General features: G+C 38.8%; 24 protein-coding genes. 9 read left to right on the forward strand and 15 right to left on the reverse strand.

All coding sequences use genetic code 11. The annotated features are described in order from the left end of the window. The first annotated feature begins 127 nt into the window (after positions 1–127). Together DBR40_RS18930 and DBR40_RS18935 are read left to right on the forward strand one after the other, a co-directional pair. Positions 128–1,456, forward strand: a complete 1,329-nt coding sequence (locus DBR40_RS18930) for an NAD(P)/FAD-dependent oxidoreductase (RefSeq protein WP_124561305.1) — start codon at positions 128–130, stop codon at positions 1,454–1,456. A gap of 316 nt (positions 1,457–1,772) precedes the next feature. Beyond that, positions 1,773–2,633, forward strand: coding sequence for a hydroxymethylglutaryl-CoA lyase (locus DBR40_RS18935; RefSeq protein WP_124561306.1), 861 nt, complete (start codon positions 1,773–1,775; stop codon positions 2,631–2,633). 139 nt (positions 2,634–2,772) lie between these two features. Here the strand turns inward: DBR40_RS18935 and DBR40_RS18940 are convergent, their stop codons facing one another. The 3 genes from DBR40_RS18940 to fbaA form a co-directional block, all read right to left on the reverse strand. Continuing rightward, positions 2,773–3,195, reverse strand: coding sequence for a GNAT family N-acetyltransferase (locus DBR40_RS18940; protein WP_124561307.1), 423 nt, complete (start codon positions 3,193–3,195; stop codon positions 2,773–2,775). Further along, complete coding sequence (locus tag DBR40_RS18945) at positions 3,170–3,676, reverse strand: low affinity iron permease family protein (RefSeq protein ID WP_124561308.1); 507 nt, start codon at positions 3,674–3,676, stop codon at positions 3,170–3,172. Before DBR40_RS18945 ends, DBR40_RS18940 begins: the two co-directional genes overlap by 26 nt. Positions 3,677–3,824: 148 nt before the next feature. Continuing rightward, a complete protein-coding gene (gene fbaA, locus DBR40_RS18950) occupies positions 3,825–4,904 on the reverse strand; it encodes a class II fructose-bisphosphate aldolase (RefSeq protein ID WP_124561309.1) in 1,080 nt (359 codons plus the stop codon). 407 nt (positions 4,905–5,311) lie between these two features. Between fbaA and accD the strand changes: the two genes are divergently transcribed. The 3 genes from accD (at position 5,312) to DBR40_RS18965 (ending at position 8,555) form a co-directional block, all read left to right on the forward strand. After that, a complete protein-coding gene (gene accD, locus DBR40_RS18955; protein ID WP_124561310.1) occupies positions 5,312–6,157 on the forward strand; it encodes an acetyl-CoA carboxylase, carboxyltransferase subunit beta in 846 nt (281 codons plus the stop codon). Positions 6,158–6,360: 203 nt separating this feature from the next. After that, entirely contained in the window at positions 6,361–6,825 is a 465-nt protein-coding gene (locus DBR40_RS18960) for a YciI family protein (RefSeq protein WP_124561311.1), read from the forward strand. 182 nt (positions 6,826–7,007) lie between these two features. Next, positions 7,008–8,555: a M20/M25/M40 family metallo-hydrolase gene (locus tag DBR40_RS18965; RefSeq protein ID WP_124561312.1), complete on the forward strand. Its 1,548-nt coding sequence runs from the start codon at positions 7,008–7,010 to the stop codon at positions 8,553–8,555. Positions 8,556–9,097: 542 nt separating this feature from the next. On the opposite strand, the gene DBR40_RS18970 is transcribed toward DBR40_RS18965, so the two are convergent. From DBR40_RS18970 to glmM, 6 genes are all read right to left on the reverse strand, one after another. Beyond that, a complete protein-coding gene (locus DBR40_RS18970; RefSeq protein WP_124561313.1) occupies positions 9,098–10,102 on the reverse strand; it encodes a cytochrome d ubiquinol oxidase subunit II in 1,005 nt (334 codons plus the stop codon). 83 nt (positions 10,103–10,185) lie between these two features. Next, on the reverse strand, positions 10,186–11,511 hold the full coding sequence (locus tag DBR40_RS18975) for a cytochrome ubiquinol oxidase subunit I (protein WP_124561314.1): 1,326 nt from the start codon (positions 11,509–11,511) through the stop codon (positions 10,186–10,188). 268 nt (positions 11,512–11,779) lie between these two features. Then, positions 11,780–12,679: an MBL fold metallo-hydrolase gene (locus DBR40_RS18980; protein ID WP_124561315.1), complete on the reverse strand. Its 900-nt coding sequence runs from the start codon at positions 12,677–12,679 to the stop codon at positions 11,780–11,782. A gap of 79 nt (positions 12,680–12,758) precedes the next feature. Beyond that, complete coding sequence (locus DBR40_RS18985) at positions 12,759–12,959, reverse strand: hypothetical protein (RefSeq protein ID WP_124561316.1); 201 nt, start codon at positions 12,957–12,959, stop codon at positions 12,759–12,761. A gap of 814 nt (positions 12,960–13,773) precedes the next feature. Further along, the gene (locus DBR40_RS18990) at positions 13,774–14,922 is read right to left on the reverse strand and encodes a cysteine desulfurase family protein (RefSeq protein WP_124561317.1); all 1,149 of its coding nucleotides are present in this window, start codon (positions 14,920–14,922) and stop codon (positions 13,774–13,776) included. A 142-nt stretch (positions 14,923–15,064) separates the two neighbouring features. Then, positions 15,065–16,450 carry a phosphoglucosamine mutase gene (glmM, locus tag DBR40_RS18995; RefSeq protein WP_124561318.1) on the reverse strand — a complete coding sequence of 462 codons (1,386 nt, stop codon included), beginning with the start codon at positions 16,448–16,450 and terminating at the stop codon, positions 15,065–15,067. Between the two features lie 359 nt (positions 16,451–16,809). Between glmM and DBR40_RS19000 the strand changes: the two genes are divergently transcribed. The 4 genes from DBR40_RS19000 to DBR40_RS19015 all read left to right on the forward strand — a co-directional run bounded on the left by DBR40_RS19000 (position 16,810) and on the right by DBR40_RS19015 (position 19,466). Next, on the forward strand, positions 16,810–17,541 hold the full coding sequence (locus DBR40_RS19000) for a class I SAM-dependent methyltransferase (RefSeq protein WP_124561342.1): 732 nt from the start codon (positions 16,810–16,812) through the stop codon (positions 17,539–17,541). Next, positions 17,538–18,101, forward strand: a complete 564-nt coding sequence (locus DBR40_RS19005; protein WP_124561319.1) for a phosphatase PAP2 family protein — start codon at positions 17,538–17,540, stop codon at positions 18,099–18,101. The genes DBR40_RS19000 and DBR40_RS19005 overlap by 4 nt, the downstream gene beginning before the upstream one ends. Positions 18,102–18,104: 3 nt before the next feature. Then, on the forward strand, positions 18,105–18,821 hold the full coding sequence (locus DBR40_RS19010; RefSeq protein ID WP_124561320.1) for a ZIP family metal transporter: 717 nt from the start codon (positions 18,105–18,107) through the stop codon (positions 18,819–18,821). Positions 18,822–19,028: 207 nt separating this feature from the next. Beyond that, positions 19,029–19,466, forward strand: coding sequence for a Uma2 family endonuclease (locus tag DBR40_RS19015; protein WP_255420125.1), 438 nt, complete (start codon positions 19,029–19,031; stop codon positions 19,464–19,466). 155 nt (positions 19,467–19,621) lie between these two features. On the opposite strand, the gene DBR40_RS26730 is transcribed toward DBR40_RS19015, so the two are convergent. From DBR40_RS26730 to DBR40_RS19040, 6 genes are all read right to left on the reverse strand, one after another. After that, positions 19,622–19,765: a DUF5522 domain-containing protein gene (locus tag DBR40_RS26730; protein ID WP_158674084.1), complete on the reverse strand. Its 144-nt coding sequence runs from the start codon at positions 19,763–19,765 to the stop codon at positions 19,622–19,624. Between the two features lie 166 nt (positions 19,766–19,931). Further along, complete coding sequence (locus DBR40_RS19020) at positions 19,932–20,873, reverse strand: exonuclease (protein ID WP_124561322.1); 942 nt, start codon at positions 20,871–20,873, stop codon at positions 19,932–19,934. A 42-nt stretch (positions 20,874–20,915) separates the two neighbouring features. Beyond that, on the reverse strand, positions 20,916–21,533 hold the full coding sequence (gene coaE / locus DBR40_RS19025; protein ID WP_124561323.1) for a dephospho-CoA kinase: 618 nt from the start codon (positions 21,531–21,533) through the stop codon (positions 20,916–20,918). Then, positions 21,533–22,480, reverse strand: a complete 948-nt coding sequence (locus DBR40_RS19030) for a CdaR family protein (protein ID WP_233603934.1) — start codon at positions 22,478–22,480, stop codon at positions 21,533–21,535. Before DBR40_RS19030 ends, coaE begins: the two co-directional genes overlap by 1 nt. A gap of 122 nt (positions 22,481–22,602) precedes the next feature. Beyond that, complete coding sequence (gene yajC, locus DBR40_RS19035) at positions 22,603–22,920, reverse strand: preprotein translocase subunit YajC (RefSeq protein ID WP_124561324.1); 318 nt, start codon at positions 22,918–22,920, stop codon at positions 22,603–22,605. 80 nt (positions 22,921–23,000) lie between these two features. Continuing rightward, positions 23,001–23,459: a DUF1573 domain-containing protein gene (locus DBR40_RS19040; protein ID WP_124561325.1), complete on the reverse strand. Its 459-nt coding sequence runs from the start codon at positions 23,457–23,459 to the stop codon at positions 23,001–23,003. Positions 23,460–23,461: the final 2 nt, after the last annotated feature.

The following is a 23,461-nucleotide window of genomic DNA, read 5'->3' on the forward strand; positions in this document are numbered from 1 at the left end:
CCAATTTTACCTTAGTCATCCAAACGTTATATATCAGCCAAACTACTTATTTGTCCTGCCAAAACGCTATTATTTAAACCTTTTGGCCATCTTTTTGTTACATTAGCAATAGATAAACCAATAGAAAATGGATTTACAACTTCCTAAAAGCGAATACCCCAGAGTAGTTATTGTTGGCGGAGGATTTGGCGGGATTGAGTTAGCTAAACGTTTAAAAAACAAACCTTTTCAGGTAGTCATGCTCGATAAACATAACTATCATACTTTTCAGCCCTTATTATATCAGGTGGCAACCGGTGGTTTAGAAGCCGATTCGATTGCCTTCCCACTCAGAAAGATCTTTAAGGGGCAAAAGAATTTAATTTTCAGGGTTACCAAAGTTACCGAAGTAAACGCTTCTGAAAATTGTCTGCAAACCGATATTGGCAGAATTAGTTACGATTATCTGGTTATTGCAACCGGTTCTACCAGTAATTTCTTTGGCAATAAAGAAATCGAAGCCAATTCGATGCCAATGAAATCCATTCCGGAAGCGCTTGACCTTCGAAGCCTGATTTTACAGAATTTCGAAAAATCGCTGATAGAGAAAGATCCGGATAAAAAGAGTGCTTTATTAAACTTTGTCGTGGTTGGAGGTGGTCCAACAGGTGTAGAAACCTCTGGAGCCATTGCAGAGCTTAAAAAACATGTTATCCCGAACGATTATGCAGAGATGAATGTAAATAAGGTAAATATTTACCTTATTGAAAATTCGCCAGAATTGTTGGGTGTGATGTCGCCCCAGGCGCAAAAAAAGGCCAAAGATTTTCTTACCGATATGGGCGTGCAGGTGATGAACGAAACACGGGTACTGGGTTACGACGGGCATACACTTACTTTACAAGATAAAGCCCCTATTTTAAGTTCAACCGTAATATGGAGCGCCGGTGTTAAAGGTCAGGTGATAAACGGGCTCGATAAAGCCGAAATTGTAAGAGGCGGAAGATTAAAAACCGACACCCAAAATCTGATTGTGGGTTATCCGAATGTTTACGCCATTGGCGATGTGGCCGCCATTATTGATGAAGAAACACCTAACGGTCACCCCGGAGTTGCTCCAGCTGCGATCCAGCAAGGGCATCATCTGGCCAAAAACCTGATCAATATTATAGAAAACAAACCTTTAGAAAAGTTCAAATATTTCGATAAAGGTTCTATGGCTACCGTAGGCAGGAACAAAGCAGTGGTCGATATCGGTAAAATTCGCTTTCAGGGCGTTTTTGCCTGGTTTACCTGGATGTTCGTTCACCTGATGACTTTAGTGGGTTTCCGTAATAAGATCATTGTGTTCGTAAACTGGATCTGGAGTTACTTTAGCTACGATAGAGGTACCCGTTTAATTATCAGAACCTTTGCAAAAGATAGAAGTGTAGATTACCGCGAGGAAGTGCCCGGTGTAAAAGAAGTTAAGGTTTAACGAGTTCATTGGTCATTGGTTTATAGTCCATAGTTAATAGCTATTATTTTAGAACCGAGCTGATAATTGGTCATTGGTTCATTGGGATTGGCTATTAGGCTATACCAAATGTTTCATAATCAAACTGAAAATTGCAAACAGATAACTGGATTTATAGCCAAAATTCAACTGAAAATTGGTAATTGTATATTGGTAATTGAAAACTGCAAACCGGTAATTGATAATTGTTAACTGCAAACTGATAACTGATAACTAACGCCATGCTTTAACTTTTTTTTAACGAAAACTTTCCCCAACTTGCGCTTAAACCAAAAATATGAGCCCAAACCAGTTCAAGCTAGTAGAATGCCCCCGCGATGCGATGCAGGGTTTACACGATTTTGTCCCTACCGCATTAAAATCCGAATACCTGAATTTACTGCTACAGGTAGGTTTCGATACTTTGGATTTTGGAAGTTTTGTTTCGCCAAAGGCCATTCCGCAAATGGCAGATACAGCTGCTGTTTTGGCTAATCTCGATTTAAGCAATACCGAGACCAAGCTACTGGCCATTGTAGCCAATTTACGGGGCGTAGAAGCCGCTATAAGGCACGAAGAGATCAACTACCTCGGTTTCCCTTTTTCTATCTCAGAAACGTTTCAGCAACGCAATACCAACTCCAGCATTACACAATCACTAAACACGGTCGAAGAAATGCTTGCCCTTTGCGTTAAAAAGAATAAGGAGGCTGTAGTTTACCTCTCAATGGGTTTTGGTAACCCTTACGGCGATGAATGGAATTATGAAATTGTAGAGCAATGGGCCGATGTCTTGGTAAACAAGGGTGTCGGGATTTTATCTTTGGCTGATACGGTTGGTGTGTCTACGCCTGAGAAAATTGAAAGTATACTGCCTAAACTGATTTCAAGGTTTGCGAATACAGAGATTGGTATTCACCTGCACTCCACTCCTGCCCAACGGTTCGAAAAAATAACCGCTGCTTACAATTCAGGCGTAAAACGGATCGATTCTGCTTTAAAAGGCTTTGGAGGCTGCCCTATGGCTGCTGATGACCTTACAGGCAACATTGCTACCGAAGATGTGATTAGCTTCTTAAATGCACAAGGAGAAAGCTTATACCTGAACATGGATAAATGGAACGAGGCGATGGCTTTGTCAGGAAGGATATTCGGCTGATTTCTTTCTGCTCACATTCACTCGCTTATCGTCATTTCGAGCGAAGTGCAACGAAGTCGAGAAATCTATCTCGAGGTAGATCTCTCCACTCTGCTGCGTTCCGGTCGAGATGACGGAGGAATTAAATCGTAGTTAATCGCTAAACCTGCTTCACCATTCTGAAATGCTGTATACCGGCCTCTTCAAACTGCTCGCCCTCGGCAACAAAACCAAACTTAGCATATAAACTCATGGCATCTAATTGCGAGTTGAGATAAATGTAATGCGCATCTTCGGGTAAATCAGATAAAGCCTCGGCAATTAATGCCCGACCGACCCCATGACCTCTAAATTCCTTTAAAACCGCAAAACGTTCCAGTTTATAGCCACTATCCGTTTTACGCCAGCGGCAGGCGCCGCAAGGCTGCCCGTTATGTGTGGCCAAAAAATGTACTGATTCGTCTTCATGCTCCCACTCCAGTTCAGGTGGGCAGTTCTGCTCATCTACAAATACAGTTTTGCGAATAACAAATGCTTTATCTAAATCTTCTGGGTGGTTAATTTTTTGAACTTGCAGACTCATTATTGTGGTGTTTAAAGTGTTTATTCTTTTCTAATTTTAGCTCATTCAGCTCATTTGCAACATCAATTGAATGAGAACAATGAATATCGGCCTCTTTTTTGGCTAATGTAGCCAGCGTAACGTAAAATTTGTGTAACTGATCAAGGTCCTTTTCGGTTAAATCTTCAATATCTACCATCCGGTTACTGGCCTTTTCATGCGCAGCAATCAGCTCATTCAATTTCAATTGTATTGCTTTTCCATCCTTATTTTGTGCTTTTTGGATTAAAAAAACCATTAAAAAAGTAATAATGGTCGTACCAGTATTAATAACCAGTTGCCAGGTTTCAGAATAATCAAATACTGGTCCGGTTACAGCCCAAAGAATAACAATTGCGGTGGCGGCAATAAAGGCTATAGAGCTTCCCGTAAACTTGGTCGCAGCATTGGCAAACCTTTCAAAAAGATTGTTTTTTTTAGTATCAGCTTTAGATTTTATCATTACACTTTTGTTTGCTTAAATATACCATTAAACAAACAAAAGCGCCATAAGTTTTTATACCTATGGCGCTTTTGTTTGATGTTGAAATGTTAAAAATGTTGGAAGGTTATAACATTAAACCTTTCAACTTTCCAACCTTAAAATCCATTTACAGTTTATCGTTAACGTTAATGCAGTTTAAGTCTTCGAAAGCAGCAGTTAAACGCTTAACGAAAGCTTCTTCAGCTTTACGCAACCATACACGTGGATCGTAATATTTTTTATTTGGTTTATCATCGCCATCAGGGTTACCAATCTGGCCTTGCAAATAAGCTTCGTTCTTTTTGTAATATTCTAAAATACCTTCCCAAAATGCCCACTGCATATCAGTATCGATATTCATTTTAATTGCACCGTAAGAAATAGCTTCTCTGATTTCTTCCTGAGAAGAACCAGAACCACCGTGGAATACGAAGTTAATTGGTTTCTCTGCAGTTAAGCTGAATTTTTCTTTGATGAAATCCTGAGAGTTTTTCAAAATTACCGGTTGTAATTTAACGTTACCTGGTTTGTAAACACCGTGTACGTTACCAAAAGCAGCTGCAACAGTAAAGCGTGGAGAAACCTTGCTTAATTCTTCGTAAGCATAAGCCACTTCGCTTGGTTGCGTATATAATTTAGAGCTGTCTACATCGCTGTTATCCACGCCATCTTCCTCACCACCTGTTACACCAAGCTCGATTTCGATAGTCATGTTCATTTTAGCCATGCGTGCTAAATATTTAGCAGAAATCTCCATGTTTTCTTCAATCGACTCTTCTGATAAATCTAACATATGAGATGAAAACAAAGGTTTGCCGGTTTCTGCGAAGAATTTTTCACCGTGATCCAATAATCCATCAATCCATGGCAATAATTTTTTAGCTGCGTGGTCGGTATGTAAAACCACGGCAACACCATAATGTTCTGCCAATAAATGTACATGTTTAGCTGCCGATACAGCACCTAAAATACATGCCTGTAATTTCTCGTTATCTAACGATTTACCAGCATAAAACTGGGCACCACCATTAGATAATTGAATCATAACAGGCGAATTTACTGCCTTTGCAGTTTCCATTACCGCATTTACCGTATTGGTACCGGTAACGTTTACTGCTGGTAAAGCAAACTGATGTTTTTTAGCCTGCTCAAACAATTCTTGAACGGCATCTCCGTAAATTACGCCTTTGTAGCCTTTTAAACTCATTTCTTGTTAATTTTATTAAGTCCGAAGTTATAAAAAAAAATAACATTTCAAGCTTTTATAACAACAGAATTATTTGCCTGACAGCAAAATAAGGGCTATTTAGTGTAAAAAACACATTATCCTTAGTGTAAAAAAGACACACCTATAGAAATAAGCAATATTTCAATATGTTATTTTCAAACCCTCCAGGGCATTTAATTCAGAAAACCTGATCAGTCTGTTAAAATACCTTCCCTGATAATTAAGATTTCTAAAGGCTTGCTTTGTTTATTCCTGATTTGTGTACAAACAGGAGGCTGCAGGTAATTTTGACGAAATTGATAGGCTTATTGGAATTTGGTTATGGGTAATTGGTAAAGTTGATGATATTTTTCGTTTCTTTGCAATCCAATTCTTCAAAAAATTATATGGCTTGGTTTAAGAGAGAAAAAAAAGGTATCATTACCACAACCGAAGAGAAAAAAGAAGCACCGGATGGTTTGTGGAATAAATGTCCAAATTGTAAAAAACCGCTACATCAGGCAGAACTTCAGGAAAACAAATACGTTTGCCATTACTGCGATTACCACCTGAGAGTAGGCTCAAAAGAATATTTCGAGGTTTTATTTGATGATAACGAATTTAAAGAGCTGTTCCCTAACTTAACATCAGGCGACCCTTTAAAATTTAACGACAATAAACCTTACACCGATAGAATTAAAGAAAGCCAGGCTAAAACCGGCTTAAAAGATGCGATTCGCGCCGGAGTGGGTAAAATTGAAGGTCAGGATATCGTTATTGCCTGTATGGATTTTGCCTTTATTGGCGGCTCAATGGGCTCGGTAGTAGGTGAAAAAATTGCCCGTTCTATCGATTACAGCATTAAACACAAGGTGCCTTTCCTGATGATTTCTAAATCTGGTGGCGCACGAATGATGGAAGCTGCATTTTCATTGATGCAAATGGCTAAAACATCGGCTAAACTGGCTTTACTAGGTCAGGCTAAAGTTCCTTATATTTCTTTATTAACCGATCCAACCACAGGTGGTGTTACCGCTTCTTATGCTATGCTTGGCGATATCAATATTGCCGAACCTGGCTCACTGATCGGTTTTGCCGGCCCAAGGGTAATTAAAGAAACCATTAAAAAAGATTTACCTAAAGGTTTCCAAACTTCAGAATTTGTGCTGGAGCACGGTTTCCTCGATTTCATTGTAGATAGAAGAGCCATGAAAGCTAAATTGGGCGCTTTTATTAAAATGATGAATAATTAGATTTGCTTAATCAGTTAATTGTTTAACTGATTAATTGATATTTAGAAAAGCAGGGCTTGAAGAACTTCGGTTATTTCAGTCCTGCTTTTTGTTATAAGTCCCCTCCCAATGAAAAATAAGGTCTTTTTGCGCCCGCTCTCCAATGGAGAAAAATAAAAACACCACAATTTTTCTTATTTTTAAACTAACCAAACCACAACAACATGAAAAAAATATTACTCGCCATCTGCCTTAGCATTGCTACCCTGGTTGTATCCGCTCAAGATAAAAAGGCTAAGGCGCCATACGATGAAGCGCTTGCAAAAAAACTCGGCGCCGATGATTACGGCATGAAGATGTACATCATGGTGATCCTGAAATCGGGCACCAATACCACAGAAACCAAAGCTAAAACCGATAGCCTTTTTGCCGGCCACATGGCTAACATGGGCAAAATGGTTGAGCAAAACAAACTGGTAATTGCCGGACCAATGGGCAAAAACGATAAGAATTACCGCGGTATCTTTATTCTAAATACCAAATCAATGGACGAGGCCAAACAACTATTGGAAAACGATCCGGCGATTAAGGCCAAGCTGTTAGAACCAGAATTGTATAACTGGTATGGTTCAGCAGCACTATCAGAATACTTACCTTTTCACGATAAAGTACAGAAGAAAAGCTTTTAGTTAACCCTAAGGTCAGATCTTACCATCTGACCTTTCTTTTACAAACTTGCGAACATCAATTTAGCGTTCAGCTGGTAACAGCCGACACCACTCAACTCCACTGCAACATTTCCATTAACATCCCTCTATCCTAGCCCTTATTTCATAAATTAGTTTATCAAATAACTAAACCTAACTTAATTATGAATAAAAAGCTACTGTTTTCTGCGCTATTGCTATGCGCTTCGGTCATTGTTTTCGCACAAGACAAAAAAGTAATCGACAATATTGTTAAAGAAGTAAATGAAAACTCGCAATTAGAAAAGCTTGCACACGAATTGCTGGATGTTGTGGGTCCACGCTTAGTGGGTTCGCCACAAATGAAGCAAGCCAACGATTGGGCAGTAAAAAAATATAGCGATTGGGGCATTTCGGCCAAAAATGAAAAGTGGGGCGAATGGGCTGGCTGGGAAAGAGGCGTTACGCATATTGACTTAGTAAGTCCGCGGGTGAGAACCCTCGAAGGAACACAATTGGCCTGGAGTCCGTCAACTAACGGAAAAGCCATTAATGCCGAAGCAATTATCCTGCCCGAAATAACCGATTCGGTAGCTTTTCAAAAATGGTTACCCAATGTAAGAGGTAAAATTGTACTGATTTCTATGAACCAGCTTTCTGGCCGACCAGAAAAAAACTGGGAAGAATTTGCCACAAAAGATTTATTCGAAAAATTTAAAAAACAAAAGGCCGATGCCGCAAAAGCATTTGCTGCTGGTATTGCCAAAACAGGTTATAACGCTAAAACTTTACCTGTAGCTTTAGAAAATGCAGGTGCAGCAGCAATAGTGATCAACAACTGGTCGCAGGGCTTTGGCGTTGATAAAATTTTTGGTGCCAATACAACAAAAGTACCAACCCTGGATTTATCGGTAGAGGATTATGGCCTGGTTTACCGCTTGGCTTTAAATGGCAACAAACCTGTGCTTAAAATCGAATCAGAATCAAAGAAACTAGGTGCAGTACCTACTTTCAACACCATTGCCGAGATAAAAGGGAAGCAAAAACCGAATGAATACGTGATGCTCTCGGCACACTTCGATTCATGGGATGGTGCAAGTGGCGCTACAGATAACGGTTCGGGAACCATTTTGATGATGGAAGCCATGCGTATTTTAAAGAAAATTTATCCTAATCCTAAGCGTACCATCCTGGTTGGCCATTGGGGCAGCGAAGAGCAGGGTTTAAACGGCTCAAGGGCTTTTGTAGAAGATCACCCCGAAATTGTAAGTAACCTACAGGCATTGTTTAACCAAGACAACGGTACCGGCCGCGTGGTTAATATCGGCGGACAAGGCTTTGCCAAATCAAAAGATTACATCACGCGTTGGTTGGCAGCAGTACCAGATACGATTAAAAACCAGATCAAAACCAGCTTCCCGGGCACACCGGGTGCAGGAGGATCTGATTTTGCTTCGTTTGTAGCTGCAGGTGCTTTGGGTTATTCGTTAAGCTCAACCAGCTGGGATTACGGCACCTATACCTGGCATACTAACCGCGACAGTTACGATAAACTGGTTTTCGACGAGATTAAAAGCAATGTAATTTTAGCTGCCATCATGGTTTATATGGCATCAGAAGACCCTGAAAAAACTGCTACTGAAAAAGCTGCAGATTTACCGGTAAACGAACGTACGGGTAAACCGGCAAGCTGGCCTGTTCAAACAAAATCGAACCGTAAAGGTGGCTTGTAGATCAGTATTTTGAATCATTTTATAAAAGAGCATTTGGAAACAGGTGCTCTTTTTTTATAAATTACGACTGTAATACCATCATAAAGAACTAATGAATACGTATCTATATTTACTGACAGCTTACTTTTTAACCGGATTATTTTGCATTACATTAATTGATACCCTTGGCGCAGTAGCCTCCAGGAAATTTAATTTTAAATATACTTACTTAAGCGTATTATCTTTTTCAGTTTATATTGGTATTGGCTACCTACTATCTAGTCATTTCGAATTAATAATTATTTTAGCTACAAACGCATTCTTAGGATTATACGACAGTACAATAGGCCTAAAATTATCAACCAGATTAAAAGCTAATTCAGAAAACATCGATCTTATAGAAGGAAGTACTAAAATGGTAATATCGGTGATTACATTAGCAGTTTTCCTGGGTTTTATAGGATATTGTATATTTGGATATTTTACGCCCTTATTATAGCACTTTTTTTTAAAAATATGATGCTTCTCTGCCGACTAATAACTTTCCATTCCAAACTTATTTTCTACTCCTCTTTTTTCTGAAACTTATAAAACAAATATCCTAAAAAAGGTAAAATCAGCACACTTCCCAGCAAAAGTGCCAAACCCAAACTGTAAATGGTTTTCTCTGGTCCGGCGGTTTCCAGTAGCGAAATCGCCTCTCCGCTTTTTAAACGGATAAAATTGGGAAAGTGGGCATAACTAATCGCCAGAAGGATCATCGTTACCTGAAAGCCCGCTAAAATGCGTAAAACCTTGGTTTTACCTTTAATTAACAGATACCACAACAATACAAGCGATAAACTGGCCAGAACAATGGCCGATAAACCAACACTACTTTTAAAAACCCAATCGATTAACGGAATTTTATCCCTTTGCGCTGCAATAAATACCATGGCACCAAAAACTACCGCAGCTATGTTCATAAATTCGGCTTTTTTAATAAAGCGGCGTTTATCATGCGCTTCCTTCGTTTCGCCAATCAGGTAGATTGCCGCCAAGAAACCACAAAGCGCTACAGTAAAGAAGCCCACAGCTACCGAAAACCAGTTTAACCAACCGGATATATAAGCTGTATAAAAATCTGTCGCCTGTGTATCGATATGCCCCGAAATCAGGCTGCCGGCAATTATGCCCAGAAACAAAGCGGTAACAAAGCTCGAATACCTGAAAATGCGGTTATATAACCATTGCATATCGTCTTTAACGGCATCATAATGGCGAAAAACAAATGCAGTTCCGCGGGCAATAATTCCTATTAGCATAATTGCCAATGGAATATGCAGGTAAACCGACATGGTGGTATAAATAAGCGGAAAACCCACAAAAAGAATTACGATGGCAATAATCAGCCACATGTGGTTGGCCTCCCATACCGGGCCAATAGCCTGGTACATGGTTTTACGGGTCTTACTCCGGTTCTTGGTCGAAGTAAACAGTTCGATAATTCCGGCACCAAAATCGGCTCCCCCCAATAAAAAGTAGAGCAGAATGGCCATACATAAAAAGGTAATTACAACTTGTTCCATAATTTATTTTTTGCCTCAGATTTACACAGATAAACACAGATTTTTAAAGAATTTTCATCTGTTTTCATCCTTTTCATCTGTGGTTAATGATTATTCTGTCCAGTTTTATTATACAATACAGGTACCATTTTAATCTGACGGTAAAGCAGAAAGGTTACAATAATGCTCAGCGAAAAATAAATGACAGAGAAGATGTAAAAAGAGTAAGCTATCCCCGGCATTGGTGTAACTGCATCTTTAGTACGCATAATACCATAAATTATCCATGGCTGACGTCCAACCTCCGTTACGACCCAACCGGCCTCTAATGCAACGTAACCTAGCGGTATAGCCATTACAAAAAGTTTTAACAACCAGGGTTGTTCTAATAAAGATCGTTTTTTGATTAGATTGAAGAAGTAAACCAGCGAAATCAGCATCAGCAAAGTGCCAATCCCCACCATAATCTGGAAGGCATAATGTGTTACCGCTACCGGTGGATGCTCATTCTCCGGAATCTGATCGAGGCCTTTCACCTCAGCGCCAAAATCTCCATGCGCCAGGAAACTCAAAGCTCCGGGAATTTTGATCGCCCCTTTAACCGTTTTATCCTTTTCGTTTACAATTCCCCCAATTAACAAGGGCGCAGGTTTTTCGGTTTTATAAAGGGCTTCCATAGCAGCAAGTTTTGCTGGTTGCCTTTTGGCCACATCTTTAGCTGAAATATCGCCGCTTAAAGGTTGCAGCAAGGCACCAATACAGGCAAATACCGCAGCAATTTTAAAGGCTTTTAAATGAAACTCCCGGTTGCTGTTGCGCAATATCATTAAAGCATGTACCCCTGCTACGGCAAAACCGGTGGCCGTAAATGCAGCTAAACACATATGCAAGGCCTGCGAAAACCAGGCTTTATTAAACATAGCCTGTATGGGGTCGATATTTAGATACTGGCCGTTTACAAAATCGAATCCTGCCGGACTGTTCATCCAGGCATTTGCAGCCACAACCAGTATACCGGAAGCCAGCCCGCTTACACCAACCACCATGCCGGTAAACCAATGGAACCATTTGTTGAGTTTATTCCAGCCGTACAGGAAAAAGCCTAGGGCAATGGCTTCGATAAAAAACGCTGTTCCTTCTAACGAAAAAGGCATCCCGAATATCGATCCGGCGTGGTCCATAAATTTAGGCCAGAGCAAACCAAGCTCAAACGAAAGCATGGTACCAGAAACGGCCCCCGTGGCAAAGAAAATGGCCACTCCTTTACTCCAGGCTTTGGTGAGGTTTTTATATACCTCGTTATTTGTTTTTAACCATTTGTAATGAGATACTGCCATAAAAAACGGCATCACCATACCAATGCACGAAAAAATAATGTGAAAGCCCAGAGACAGGGCCATTTGGGAACGGGCTGCGATAAAATCATCCATATCTGATGTTCGATTTTGTGTAACACAAATATAGCAGATAAGGGTTTAGTTAGGTCAGATTAACAAGCCCTGTTTAGAATTATTTTAAATATAGAATGTTTATAAATTGAAAAAAGATTTGCAAGTGTTATAAGGCCAAAATTATCGTATACTGGTTAATTCCAAAACAAAAAAATGTTTTTTTAATTATAGCGAAGTGAATGAAACATCTTTAATCAGATTTTTCGACTTCGTTTCACTTCGCTCGAAATGACGATCCACCAGGAGACTAAACTCCCTTCAATTCATCATAAGCAGCAGTTAAGCTTCTTTGGATGCCATCGCCCTTCCATTCGGGTGCACCTGGAATAGTTGTGGCTTTTAAAATATCGTCTTTACTTTTGCCACTTTTAATTTCAGCTCCTACAAAACTGAGTAAACTTTGTAGGTAATTCTGATAAGCTTTTATATCAGCTTTGTTTCCGGTTACTTTTTCGGGGTCCAGACTGTGTCCCCAGATAAAAAGCGTATCGTTATCGAATTGGCTGATGATTTTATCCAATGCAGTGATCCAGTTGCCGATGTGAGCACCATTCTCCCTGTCGATATACGGGAACCTGCGGTTAAAAACCAGATCTCCAACGTGCACAATGTTCGAATTCTCGAAATGGTAAACTGCATCACCATTGGTATGGCCCGAACCATAATAATATGCACTGATTCGCTCGTCACCGATCTTGGCTTTCCAGCCAGTACCGAAAGTGGTATCAGGCAGTAGTTGTTTATCGAGGTTATTGGCTTTCTCTGCCGCTCTTTTCTGATTAACCAGCGAATTTTGGTGAGCTACTATTTTTTGCGCCAAATCTTTAAAGGCAATATTGCCCGCTGTATGATCGCCATGGTGATGCGTATTAATCAGGTATTTAAAGGGTTTATCACCCAGCTTTTTCAGTTCTTCAATTACATGGGGAGCAGATGTTGGAAACTGAGCATCTACCACCACAAAACCATTGCCTGCATTGAGCCAGCCAATGGTGCCTCCCTGCTCGGTAAATATGCCAACATTATTACGTAAGGGTTTAAAGTTATAAGCCCGTAACAAATCCTGTTGTGCAAAAACATCTGTTTTATATAAAGAAAGCATGGCCATAGCCAAAGCAGATTGTTTGATAAAGTTTCTTCTTTCCATTTTATCTCAATTAAAAAGCCACAGCATTTGCCGTGGCTTAAATGTAATCAATTTGCCGTATTTTTTCTGCTGGCCAGCATTATATTCCTGACCCAGGGGTTGGTCCGGGCTCGTGCCCTGGCCCTAAGGGATTGTTTTTCCTTTTATCGTTTTTACTAAACAGGTTAGTGGTTATTTTCGATGATTTATTTTCATCCAGGCTATCATCCCGCATAGCTTCTGCTTTTTTATCCAGCAAATCGTTCTCAACAACTTTACCTTTTTCTTTATTTGTTTCCATAGCTCTCTAAATTGATGTACTATAGCAACAAGCTAAAAATCAGATTGTTTTTTATCAGCCGTTCCAGGAATATGTTTATCAGGAAGGCTAAACCTTTCCACTGCCTCTCCGAAGAAAAGCTAAAAAAGCATTGGGATTTAATAACGCCCGGATTAAAGCATGGCTCCCGGAAGTTTTCCTAATTCGTGAATACATCCAAAGGAGTGGAACCTCCTTTTGTGTATTTTATTAAAATGGTTGGAAGACTCGAATGAAAATGGTGCCAGGATAAACTTGTAAATGTGTTTCCTGTCTTCATTTAAATTTTCTTCCGGCTTCGCGTTTTTTAGATTTTGGTTGGTTTGGCTCTTTTCCATGACGATATAGATTGTAGAAAACTTGTTAGTTTTCGGGGTTAACGAATTTTAATACAAATGCTTTTTTGTTTGCGACGGAGCCTCCTCAAAAAAGCTATTTTAAAATTTGCTTAACCTTATACCATGGGGAATATGATAAGGTTTCGTTTAGGAACTACAGGTAAAATGGCTTGAATTGCCCTTATTTTAATTAAATATAAGTTTTATTTTCGGTTTTTGCAAGAGCTTTTTTTTAAGCAAATAAATCAGATACATGCTATTCAACTGCAAATAGTAGCACCGGCTGCCATTTATAAACCTGATTAAAACGGCATTCCAATCCTTCATCGGAATTTAATGAAAAGCAGGACGAACATTAAAACAAAGTGCTGTGCCTGCTTTTCAAAAAAAACAGCCAATTTTTAAACAAAAAAAGTCCCAACTTTCATTGAGACTCTCCTATTTGGTTATTGATATTTTTATGCTAAAGCATTTTGCTTCACAACCATTTTTACTTTTTCTATTACGTAATCCAGATCTTCTTTAGTCGTGTATTTACTGAAAGAAAAACGTACTGAAGGACGATTTGGATCGGCTTTGATGCCATTTAACACGTGCGAGCCAATATTAGAGCCCGATGAACAGGCGCTGCCACCAGAGGCGCAGATACCATTGATATCTAAATTAAACAACAACATATCGGCCATATCCATTTCGGGGAATGATACGTTTAACACCGTATATAAACTCTTATCGGCATCGGTTTCGCCATTGAAAGCAATCCCTGGAATTTCGGCAATAAGTTGTGTCTTAAGGTAATCTTTTAAGCCCTGAATGTAGGTTTGGTGCTCATCCATTTCTGCATAAGCAATTTCGAGCGCTTTAGCCAACCCTACAATGCCATATACATTTTCTGTGCCACCACGCATGTTGCGTTCTTGTGCACCTCCATATATCATTGGTGGGATTTTAATGTTGCTGTTTACGTAAAGGAAACCTACACCTTTTGGCCCGTGGAGCTTGTGTGCAGCACAAACAATAAAGTGTGCTTTCAGTTCGCGTACATTGTGGCGGTAGTGCCCCATGGTCTGCACGGTATCGGCATGGTAAATAGCATTATATTTCTCGCAGATATCGCCCACTTTAACCATATCAGTAAGTGTACCTAATTCGTTATTGGCATGCATTAACGAAACAAATGTACGCTCATTATTTTGAAGCAGTTCTTCTAAATGGTTGTAATCGATATTTCCTTTTTCGTCTATATTAACGAAACTTAATTTATCAATTTCGCCATTTTTAAGCATAGTATTTAACGTATGCTCAACCGCGTGATGCTCTATTTTAGAAGTAATGGCATGTTTAATACCATAGGCAAAAATGCCACAACGGATAGCAGTATTATCGGCTTCGGTACCTCCTGATGTAAAAAATACTTCGGATGGTGATGCGTTTAATAAGCCTGAAACAGTTTTACGGGCCTTTTCTACCAACGTTCTCACTTCACGGCCCAACGCATGAATGGCAGATGGATTACCAAAGTAATTTTCCATCACGTTTGTCATCTCTGCGATTACCTCTTTATCTAAAGGCGTTGTGGCCGCATTATCTAAATAGACCCTTTTCATTTTTACGAATAATTAATTAGTTAGTTCACTTTGGGACTACTGTTGCCAATAATTCCCATTTTTATTAACCGTGGTTTAACAAATTGTTAAACCACGGTTTTTTACCTTAAACGTTTGATCAAATTGCGTTGATCAAAACGGATTAAAGGTGTAATATTTCTTTAATGTCAGAAATGATTTTGTTTGCTAGATTCTCAGCAATGGTTTCATTTTCTGCTTCACTGTAGATCCTGATGATCGGTTCAGTGTTTGAACGGCGCAAATGTACCCAAGTTTTATCAAATTCTATCTTTAAACCGTCAATTGTGCTATAAGGCTGACTTTTATATTTTTCTTCTACCTGTTTCAACAAATTATCGATATCCATTTCTGGCGTAAGGGTAATTTTATTTTTAGAGATATGGTATTGTGGGTAGCTGGCCCTAAGTACTGAAATAGATTTACCAAACTTAGCTAAATGCGTTAAGAACAAGGCTATACCCACCAAAGCATCTCTACCGTAGTGCGATTCAGGGTAAATGATACCACCATTGCCTTCGCCACCGATAATAGCATTACTGGCTTTCATTTTATTTACCACATTAACCTCACCTACTGCTGATGCATTGTATTCGGCTCCTGCAGTTTCAGTAACATCACGTAAAGCACGGGTTGATGAAAGGTTTGAAACTGTGTTACCAGGTGTATTTTTCAATACGTAATCGGCCACGGCAACCAGGGTATATTCTTCGCCAAACATGCTGCCGTCTTCGTTCACAAAGCATAAACGGTCAACATCCGGATCAACAACAATACCTAAATCGGCATTTTGCTTTTGAACTTCTTTCGATATTTCGGTTAAATTCTCTGGCAAAGGCTCCGGGTTGTGCGGAAAATGTCCATCTGGTGTACAATATAATTCTACTACTTTGGTTACACCCAAGGCTTTTAATAAAGCTGGAATAAAAATACCTCCGGTAGAATTTACACAATCAATTACTACTTTAAAATCGGCTTTCTTTATTGCTTCTACATCAACCAATGGTAAGGCTAAAACCTTATCAATGTGTTTTTGGAGATAAGTATCGTTTTTAATTACTTTTCCTAATTTATCTACATCAGCAAAATCAAAATCAGCGCTTTCAGCAAGATCTAAAACCTCTTTACCGTCTGCATCAGAAATAAATTCGCCTTTGGCATTGAGTAATTTTAAAGCATTCCATTGTTTTGGATTGTGGCTGGCTGTTAAAATAATACCACCACCAGCATTTTCGTCTGGTACTGCAACTTCTACGGTTGGAGTGGTTGATAAACCTAAATCGATTACTTCGATACCCAGGCCCTGCAAGGTTCCAATAACCAAATTGTTTACCATCTCGCCCGAGATTCGTGCATCGCGGCCCAAAACTATTCTTTTATTGCCTGTTTTGTTTACTACCCAGCTACCAAAAGCAGCAGTAAATTTCACAATATCAAATGGCGTTAAGCCGTCGCCAGCTCTCCCACCTATGGTTCCTCGTATTCCTGAAATTGATTTTATTAAAGTCACTGTGTATAATTTATTTGAGTCCCAAAAATAACAAAAAAAACAAAATAGCCATTATCTAAAACGCCCTCAAACCTGTTTATTTACATTGATTTTATATCAATTAATATGATGTAACGGACAAAAATACCGCACTTACCGAAATCAAACGTATGTTCGGTTTTGAGTTTTCAGGATAAAAGCTCGATGTTTTATTCCGTTTCTCTTTTCCCTTGCACTGTTCTAAAATTTGTGTTTGTAAATCTGTAAGCCAGTGGCTTAATAATTTTCATGCAATAATGTTGCATAAAAGCATGTCCAAAACTTTAGGAGCGGCAGCAAAAGCTTATATTTGCAACTTCCCAAAACATAAAAGGCTATATATGCAACGCAAGTGGTTTCAATATTGGTTTAATTCGCCATATTATCATATTCTCTACCAGCAAAGAAATGATGCCGAAGCCGAATTTTTCATCGATAAACTTACGCAGTACCTGCAACCGCAAGAGGATGCAAAAATGCTTGATATTGCCTGCGGAAAAGGCCGTCATTCCATTTACCTTAACAAAAAAGGTTTTGATGTTACCGGAATAGATTTATCGGAACAGAGCATTAAATACGCCAAACAGTTCGAAAACAATAAACTCCACTTCCTGGTACACGATATGCGGAGGCTGTTTTACATCAATTATTTTGATATCGCGCTAAACCTGTTTACCAGCTTTGGCTATTTTGATACAGAGAAAGACCATGTAAATGCGCTAAAAACCTTTAGAAAATGCCTAACAGCTAAAGGCATTCTGGTTTTAGATTACTTTAACACTGAAAAAATCATCCGCAATTTAAACTCCTGCGAAACCAAATCCCTGGATGGTATTACTTTTAATATCACTAAAAATGTGGTTGACGGAAAAATTATCAAAAAAATAAATTTCGAAGACAACAAAAAGGTTTACAATTTCGAAGAGCGTGTACAAGCTTTTAGTTTCGAAGATTTTCAGCGCATGCTGATCAAAGCCGGAATGGTAATCGAAAAAACCTTTGGTAGTTACGCGCTTGATGATTTCAACGAATCAGATTCAGACCGCTTAATTTTAATTTGCAAAAAAGCATGATAGAAAGCATACAACAATTTGATGTAGCCTTATTTTTGAAAATCCACCGCGGACTTTCGAACAGCTTTTTTGACTGGTTAATGCCCTTAATGCGCAATCGCTTTTTTTGGTCGCCATTGTACCTTTTTATTGTTGTTTTTTGCATAAAGCAATACAAAAAACAGGGATATTACATTATTGGGATGGTACTTTTCACCTTCGCAATGGGCGATTTAATTGCTTCAAGGCTTATAAAACCTTTCGTTTCAAGAGTACGCCCCTGCAATGATATGAGCCTGGCCAATGATATTATACACCGAGTACCCTGCGGCAGCGGACTAAGTTTTCCTTCTGCACATGCAACCAATCATTTTGCCATTGCGGTATTTTTGATTTGCCTTTTTTATAGCCGCTGGAAACCCATTTTACCAATAGGGTTATTCTGGGCCTTTATTATCAGTTTTGCGCAGGTATATGTGGGTGTACATTACCCGGTAGATGTAACAACAGGTGCTTTTTTGGGTATCATTATTGGCATTATTTGTTCGAGAATATTTAAAAAATTACAACCTGATTTTTAACCTATGGAAATCTGGAAACTCTGTGTACTCTTTTTTTGCGCCTTTTTAGGTGGAACAGCCATTTTTTTAGTTAAAAGTGATAAATCGAAGCTGCTAAAGCTTATTTTATCTTTTAGCGGGGCGTATTTATTTGCTATTACGGTTTTACACCTCATTCCCGATGCCTACAGCGGCCCGGATAAAGCACAGATTGGTATTTTTATACTAGTAGGTTTCCTTTTACAGGTTTTTCTCGAGCAATTTTCGGAAGGTGTAGAACATGGCCATATCCATAAACACCACGATGGGCACGTTTTTCCCTTCGGTATCATGATCAGCCTTTGTTTGCATGCGTTTTTAGAAGGAATGCCTCTTGCAAAAGAGCAGCATAACGAGTTGATTTTCGGTATTTCTTTACACCATATCCCAGCTGCATTTGCCTTGGCAAGCATTTTAATGCAAAACCATTTTAAAAAGAGCAGCATTATGCTTTACCTGATCATATTTGCTGTAATGGCACCATTGGGGTTTTATGTGAGCGTAGGCTTGAGCAATGGAAGTATTGGTGGCGTAGATGCTTATTTTAACAAAATTATGGGCATTGTAATTGGTATTTTTCTGCATATTTCTACCACTATCCTATTCGAATCGAGTGCTGACCATAAAATTAATACCCGCAAAATGCTTGCTGTTTTACTGGGTATCGGTGTTGCCTTGATCGGCTTCTTCGCTGGGCATTAGATCAGTTGGCGGTTTACGGTTTGCAATTAACCAATTTAAATAGTTAACAATTCGCCATTTTCAAGCAATCGCCCCTGCAGCCGGTTTTAAACGTTTATAATCGTTTAAATTTATTGCATCTGCTCAAAATGAATTAAATTCGTATATAGAAAACATTGCAAATGAACCTGCTGTAGCTTATAACAAAAGACGTTACACCGTTGAAAAATACCTGGAGATGGAAAACCATCGACTGCAAAACATGAGTATTATATGGGAGAGATATTGGCCATGTCGGGAGCTGGAGGCAATCACAATGAAATCTTTAGTAATATTTTCTTAGAATTAGGTAACAAACTAAAAAGCAAGCCCTGCAGACCTTATGGAAGTGATATGCGAATGAATATTCCAGAGAATACCTTATTCACCTATCCCGACATATCCATTTATTGTAATGGTTTAATGCACAGCGATGTTGATGAAGAAACCTTTATTTTACCGACAGTGATCATCGAAATCCTATCACCTTCAACCAAAAATTACGACGAGGGCAAAAGATTTAACCTGTATAAAGATATTCCATCATTAAAGGAATGTATCATGATCGATTCTGAATCAATTTCGGTAGAGGCATATTACATTAATGAAAAAAAAAATAGACGCTAAACAAGCATAAAGACATTTCTGAGACCTTAACCTTTGTTTCGATGGGATTTGATGTGGCGCTGAGCGACATTTATAACTATGTTAAGTTTGAGATAAAAAGTTCCATAAGATCAACTGCTAATTGCAAACTGCTTACTGCGAACTGTTAAGCTGAACTATTTTTTTTCTTTTTTCTTTCCAAAACCCCATGGGCAGTGCTTGCACTTATTTTTACAGCAATAACCGCGCTTTAAATGATAAGCTTCTGTAAAAACCATCAGACCATCTTCGTTAAAATAAAAATCTTCACCTTCTTTCATTTTGGTAATTTTGAATGAGTGAATATAGAATTATTGAATGAATTTGAGAATCGCACTATCATTCAAAATCCTATCATTCCACCCTTAATAATCGAGTTATTGAATGAATGAATTTGGGAATTATCTTAGCATGCTATCATTCAAAACTCCATCATTCCATCATTACCTAATTGAGTATCTTAACTTCCAGTTTACCTGCAAAATAATCTCTCAGTTGCTTACCATCGCCATGCAAAGTCCATACTTGTTGGGGTTCTACTTTTTGAATGGTTTCTAAAATGGCTTCCCAATCAGCGTGATCAGAAATGTAAAGCGCTATGCCATTTTGCTGTTGCAGGTTTTTCCAACCCGAAGCAAAGGCCCTCACCACATTAATGGCTTTATGGTAGCTGTGAAAAACCATTGGCGGTACAATATACACCTGGTGCTCGTGGTTATTTTTCATCACTTTGCGATCGTACATCTTGTAACTGCCTAGTTTCATGCCGTAATCTTCATAAATTTTAACAAAGGGCATTATACTGTGGTGCACCATCACATTTTTAGTTGGGCAGTGTTCGCTCAACAACTGAATAATACGTTGGCTCTTGCCCAGGGCGTAAGCACCCAGCATGATATTGGCATTGGTTAAATTTAGCTTTTTAATTTCTTCTACTGCAGAAGGGTGTTTCGTATCCGGATTGGCAAACGTACTCTCTGTAATCAGCACATCGGCCTTAACAAACTCGAAAGGCTCACAAGTGTCATCGGGTTCTATTTTATAATCGCCTGTATAGAGGTATTTAACACCTTTATATTCCATTAAAACCTGTGCAGAACCTAAAATGTGCCCGGCTGAATAAAAAGTAATGATTACTTCTTTTATTTTAAACGACTGGTGATAAGCTTTAATATAAAAATCAACCGCGGCGAATTTACGGTAACGGTGTTTCATAAAGGCTTCAGTAGCTGCCGTACAATACACATTTTGACTACCACCTATTGCATGATCACCATGCGCATGAGAAACTACCGCTTCTTTTACAGGTTGTTGCGGATCGAGGTAAAAATCGCCGTAAACACAATATAAACCCGTTGGGGTAATGGTAATAAAATCTGCTAAAATCATGATTGAGATAAGAGGATTTAAGGATTATATGATTAGAGTAGATTATGCTTTAGAAACTTTGAGGACTTCTGCAGCCTTCAAAAATTGCTCGTGTAAAGCTAAAACCTGTTCGATGATGGATTTTTGCTCATCATTAACGATAAAATAGTTGGCCAGTTTCGATTTTTCTTCATCACTAAGCTGCTTATCCATGCGGGCCTTAACCTGCTCTGCGGAAACGCCATCGCGCTGCATTACCCTTTTCAGTTTAAGATCATAAGGAGCAGTAACCAGAATGGTGGTATCGCACATTTTATATGAACCACTTTCGAATAACAAAGCTGCTTCTTTTAAGGTGTAGGGAGTATCTGATGGCATGGTAGCTTCCCATGCATCAAAGGCACGGAAAACTGCCGGATGTACCAGCGCATTGAGTTGTGCAAGTGCTGTTTCATTATTAAAAACAATACTGGCAATGTGTTTATTGTTTAGTTTTCCATCTTCAAAATAACTTTCGTTGCCAAAAGCTGCTTTAACACCCGCTACCAGCACCGCATCTTTGCACATAATCTCTTTGGCCACGGTATCGGCATAAAATACAGGAATCCCCAGTACCTCAAAAACCTTGCATGCAGTAGTTTTACCGCTGCCAATACCACCTGTTATACCTACTTTATACATTATTTTTCTACAATGAAATCTATTTTGGAGGGCATTACACTCACCAGTTTACAATAATCAGGAAATTGGGTTATTTTAACTGTCAATTGACGGTGCTTTAAATTTTGCCATTCATCAGCATCAACTGTTGCAGTAATAAAACTATCATCTACCTGATCGTAATTACTTAAAGCAACCAAAAAGGTAACTTTAATCTTCTTAGGATAAAGTTTAATACTGTTGTAATTCCTGTTATTCAGCAATTTTAAAGGAACCTCTATCGTTTTTTCGGTAAACTCGTCAACAGGAAGTTTCACCTCAACAGAGGAAGGATAAATACTTACATTTTTATGAATACTGTGCTGTAAAGCTACCCTAACGGTGCTACTACCCTGTATTTTATTCAGTTTTAGTGTGTCAGTTGGCCAGCTTTTTATTTTAGCCAGTTCTTCTACCGGTCCGGCTACTTTTACAAACTTAGGGTTCAGGATAATTTCGCTCGAAATACCATATTGCTTTACAAAATCGAGCTTATCTATCAGTTTTACCGGAACCTTTTTCACTATCCGTTTAGTAAAATCGAAATACAAGGTATCGGGCTTAACCGAAATCACCTTTTGGGTACTTTCCAATTGCCTGTTGATGTTAAACAGCTGATCGGAAAACACAATAAAATCCTTGGTATTAAGCTGGCTCAAATTAACAGAAACCGAGGGTGGACTAATCCTTAACCGGGCAAAAAGCAATTGCCATCCAGTACCTTCTACCTGTAAATCTATCGTATCTGATTGTAAAGGATAAAAAGCTCTTTTGGTTGGTGTATTTTTAAATACCAGAACAGTTTTAGCTGTATAAATATATTTGTTGTTCAATGCCATAAAAAACCATGCAGCTATAGCCAGCAATAAACAGGCTAATAAGCTAAATACACGTCTTTTTTCAATTTTAGTTAATCTAATAAATGGCATAATGAATAATTGTTAGATGTAAGCCTGAAACTGTTGATCTAAAAATGTACGCAACCAAATGTAGTAAAACAAAAACAGTCCCGAAAGTTTTCGGGACTGCTCTTCATTTTAATTATTTCTGCCTACGCTTTAGCTGGAGCAACTGCTTTTGTCGCATCTAAAGAAACTGCCGATTTATCGAAACGGATTTTAGCTCCGCTTTCTACTTCAATTAAGAAAGTAGTTTCGTTTAAATCTACAATTTTGCCATGAATACCTGCAGTGGTAATTATTTTATCGCCTTTACCTAATTCTGCTACTAATTTTTTATGATCTTTTGCCTTTTTAACTTGCGGACGGATCATGAAGAAGTAGAAAACTACCATGATTAATACCATTGGTACAATTGTACTTAGCATATTGCTACCGCCTGCTGCCTGTAAAATTACTGTTGATGTCATTTCTTATTTTATTTGTTTTTGTGAGTAGTTGATGGTTTTTGAAATGTGCCAAAAGGCAAATTACCTTACCATTAGCCAATTTATTTTTTAGCCAATACCTCGCCTACCAAATGTACAGTAGTAGTGGTTGGGTTGGCATTCGATGTAACGGTTACTACTTTATCCTGCATACCCATTTTACCTTCACTGTTAAATACTACGCTAATAATACCTTCTTTACCAGGCAAAATAGGTTCGCCAGGCACCTGAGGGATGGTACAGCCACAAGTTGCTGTTGCATTTGAAACGATAAGCGGACTTTTACCTGTGTTTTTCAGTTTAAAATCGTGCTTAACTTTTTCGCCCTGCTCTATTTTACCGAAATCGTAAATATCGCGTTCGAACACAATAACGGGTGCATCGGCAGGTGCAACTTTAGCTGTTTTTGAAGTATCGTTTCCAACCGAAACCGCCGAAGCTGTTTCTGAAGTTTGATTGTTTGCATTGCGGCAAGCTGTAAATGAAATCGCAGCAATGGCCAGGATAAATATTTTCTTCATTT

Origin of the sequence: Pedobacter sp. KBW01 (assembly GCF_003852395.1) — a bacterium.
Classification (GTDB): domain Bacteria; phylum Bacteroidota; class Bacteroidia; order Sphingobacteriales; family Sphingobacteriaceae; genus Pedobacter.

Excerpts from the sequence above, each read along its gene's own strand:
- DBR40_RS18930 (WP_124561305.1), top strand. The coding sequence starts at position 128 with ATGGATTTACAACTTCCTAAAAGCGAATACCCCAGAGTAGTTATTGTT.
- DBR40_RS18935 (WP_124561306.1), top strand. The coding sequence starts at position 1,773 with ATGAGCCCAAACCAGTTCAAGCTAGTAGAATGCCCCCGCGATGCGATG.
- DBR40_RS18940 (WP_124561307.1), bottom strand. The coding sequence starts at position 3,195 with ATGAGTCTGCAAGTTCAAAAAATTAACCACCCAGAAGATTTAGATAAA.
- DBR40_RS18945 (WP_124561308.1), bottom strand. The coding sequence starts at position 3,676 with ATGATAAAATCTAAAGCTGATACTAAAAAAAACAATCTTTTTGAAAGG.
- fbaA (WP_124561309.1), bottom strand. The coding sequence starts at position 4,904 with ATGAGTTTAAAAGGCTACAAAGGCGTAATTTACGGAGATGCCGTTCAA.
- accD (WP_124561310.1), top strand. The coding sequence starts at position 5,312 with ATGGCTTGGTTTAAGAGAGAAAAAAAAGGTATCATTACCACAACCGAA.
- DBR40_RS18960 (WP_124561311.1), top strand. The coding sequence starts at position 6,361 with ATGAAAAAAATATTACTCGCCATCTGCCTTAGCATTGCTACCCTGGTT.
- DBR40_RS18965 (WP_124561312.1), top strand. The coding sequence starts at position 7,008 with ATGAATAAAAAGCTACTGTTTTCTGCGCTATTGCTATGCGCTTCGGTC.
- DBR40_RS18970 (WP_124561313.1), bottom strand. The coding sequence starts at position 10,102 with ATGGAACAAGTTGTAATTACCTTTTTATGTATGGCCATTCTGCTCTAC.
- DBR40_RS18975 (WP_124561314.1), bottom strand. The coding sequence starts at position 11,511 with ATGGATGATTTTATCGCAGCCCGTTCCCAAATGGCCCTGTCTCTGGGC.
- DBR40_RS18980 (WP_124561315.1), bottom strand. The coding sequence starts at position 12,679 with ATGGAAAGAAGAAACTTTATCAAACAATCTGCTTTGGCTATGGCCATG.
- DBR40_RS18985 (WP_124561316.1), bottom strand. The coding sequence starts at position 12,959 with ATGGAAACAAATAAAGAAAAAGGTAAAGTTGTTGAGAACGATTTGCTG.
- DBR40_RS18990 (WP_124561317.1), bottom strand. The coding sequence starts at position 14,922 with ATGAAAAGGGTCTATTTAGATAATGCGGCCACAACGCCTTTAGATAAA.
- DBR40_RS19000 (WP_124561342.1), top strand. The coding sequence starts at position 16,810 with ATGCAACGCAAGTGGTTTCAATATTGGTTTAATTCGCCATATTATCAT.
- DBR40_RS19005 (WP_124561319.1), top strand. The coding sequence starts at position 17,538 with ATGATAGAAAGCATACAACAATTTGATGTAGCCTTATTTTTGAAAATC.
- DBR40_RS19010 (WP_124561320.1), top strand. The coding sequence starts at position 18,105 with ATGGAAATCTGGAAACTCTGTGTACTCTTTTTTTGCGCCTTTTTAGGT.
- DBR40_RS26730 (WP_158674084.1), bottom strand. The coding sequence starts at position 19,765 with ATGAAAGAAGGTGAAGATTTTTATTTTAACGAAGATGGTCTGATGGTT.
- DBR40_RS19020 (WP_124561322.1), bottom strand. The coding sequence starts at position 20,873 with ATGATTTTAGCAGATTTTATTACCATTACCCCAACGGGTTTATATTGT.
- coaE (WP_124561323.1), bottom strand. The coding sequence starts at position 21,533 with ATGTATAAAGTAGGTATAACAGGTGGTATTGGCAGCGGTAAAACTACT.
- DBR40_RS19030 (WP_233603934.1), bottom strand. The coding sequence starts at position 22,480 with ATGCCATTTATTAGATTAACTAAAATTGAAAAAAGACGTGTATTTAGC.
- yajC (WP_124561324.1), bottom strand. The coding sequence starts at position 22,920 with ATGACATCAACAGTAATTTTACAGGCAGCAGGCGGTAGCAATATGCTA.
- DBR40_RS19040 (WP_124561325.1), bottom strand. The coding sequence starts at position 23,459 with ATGAAGAAAATATTTATCCTGGCCATTGCTGCGATTTCATTTACAGCT.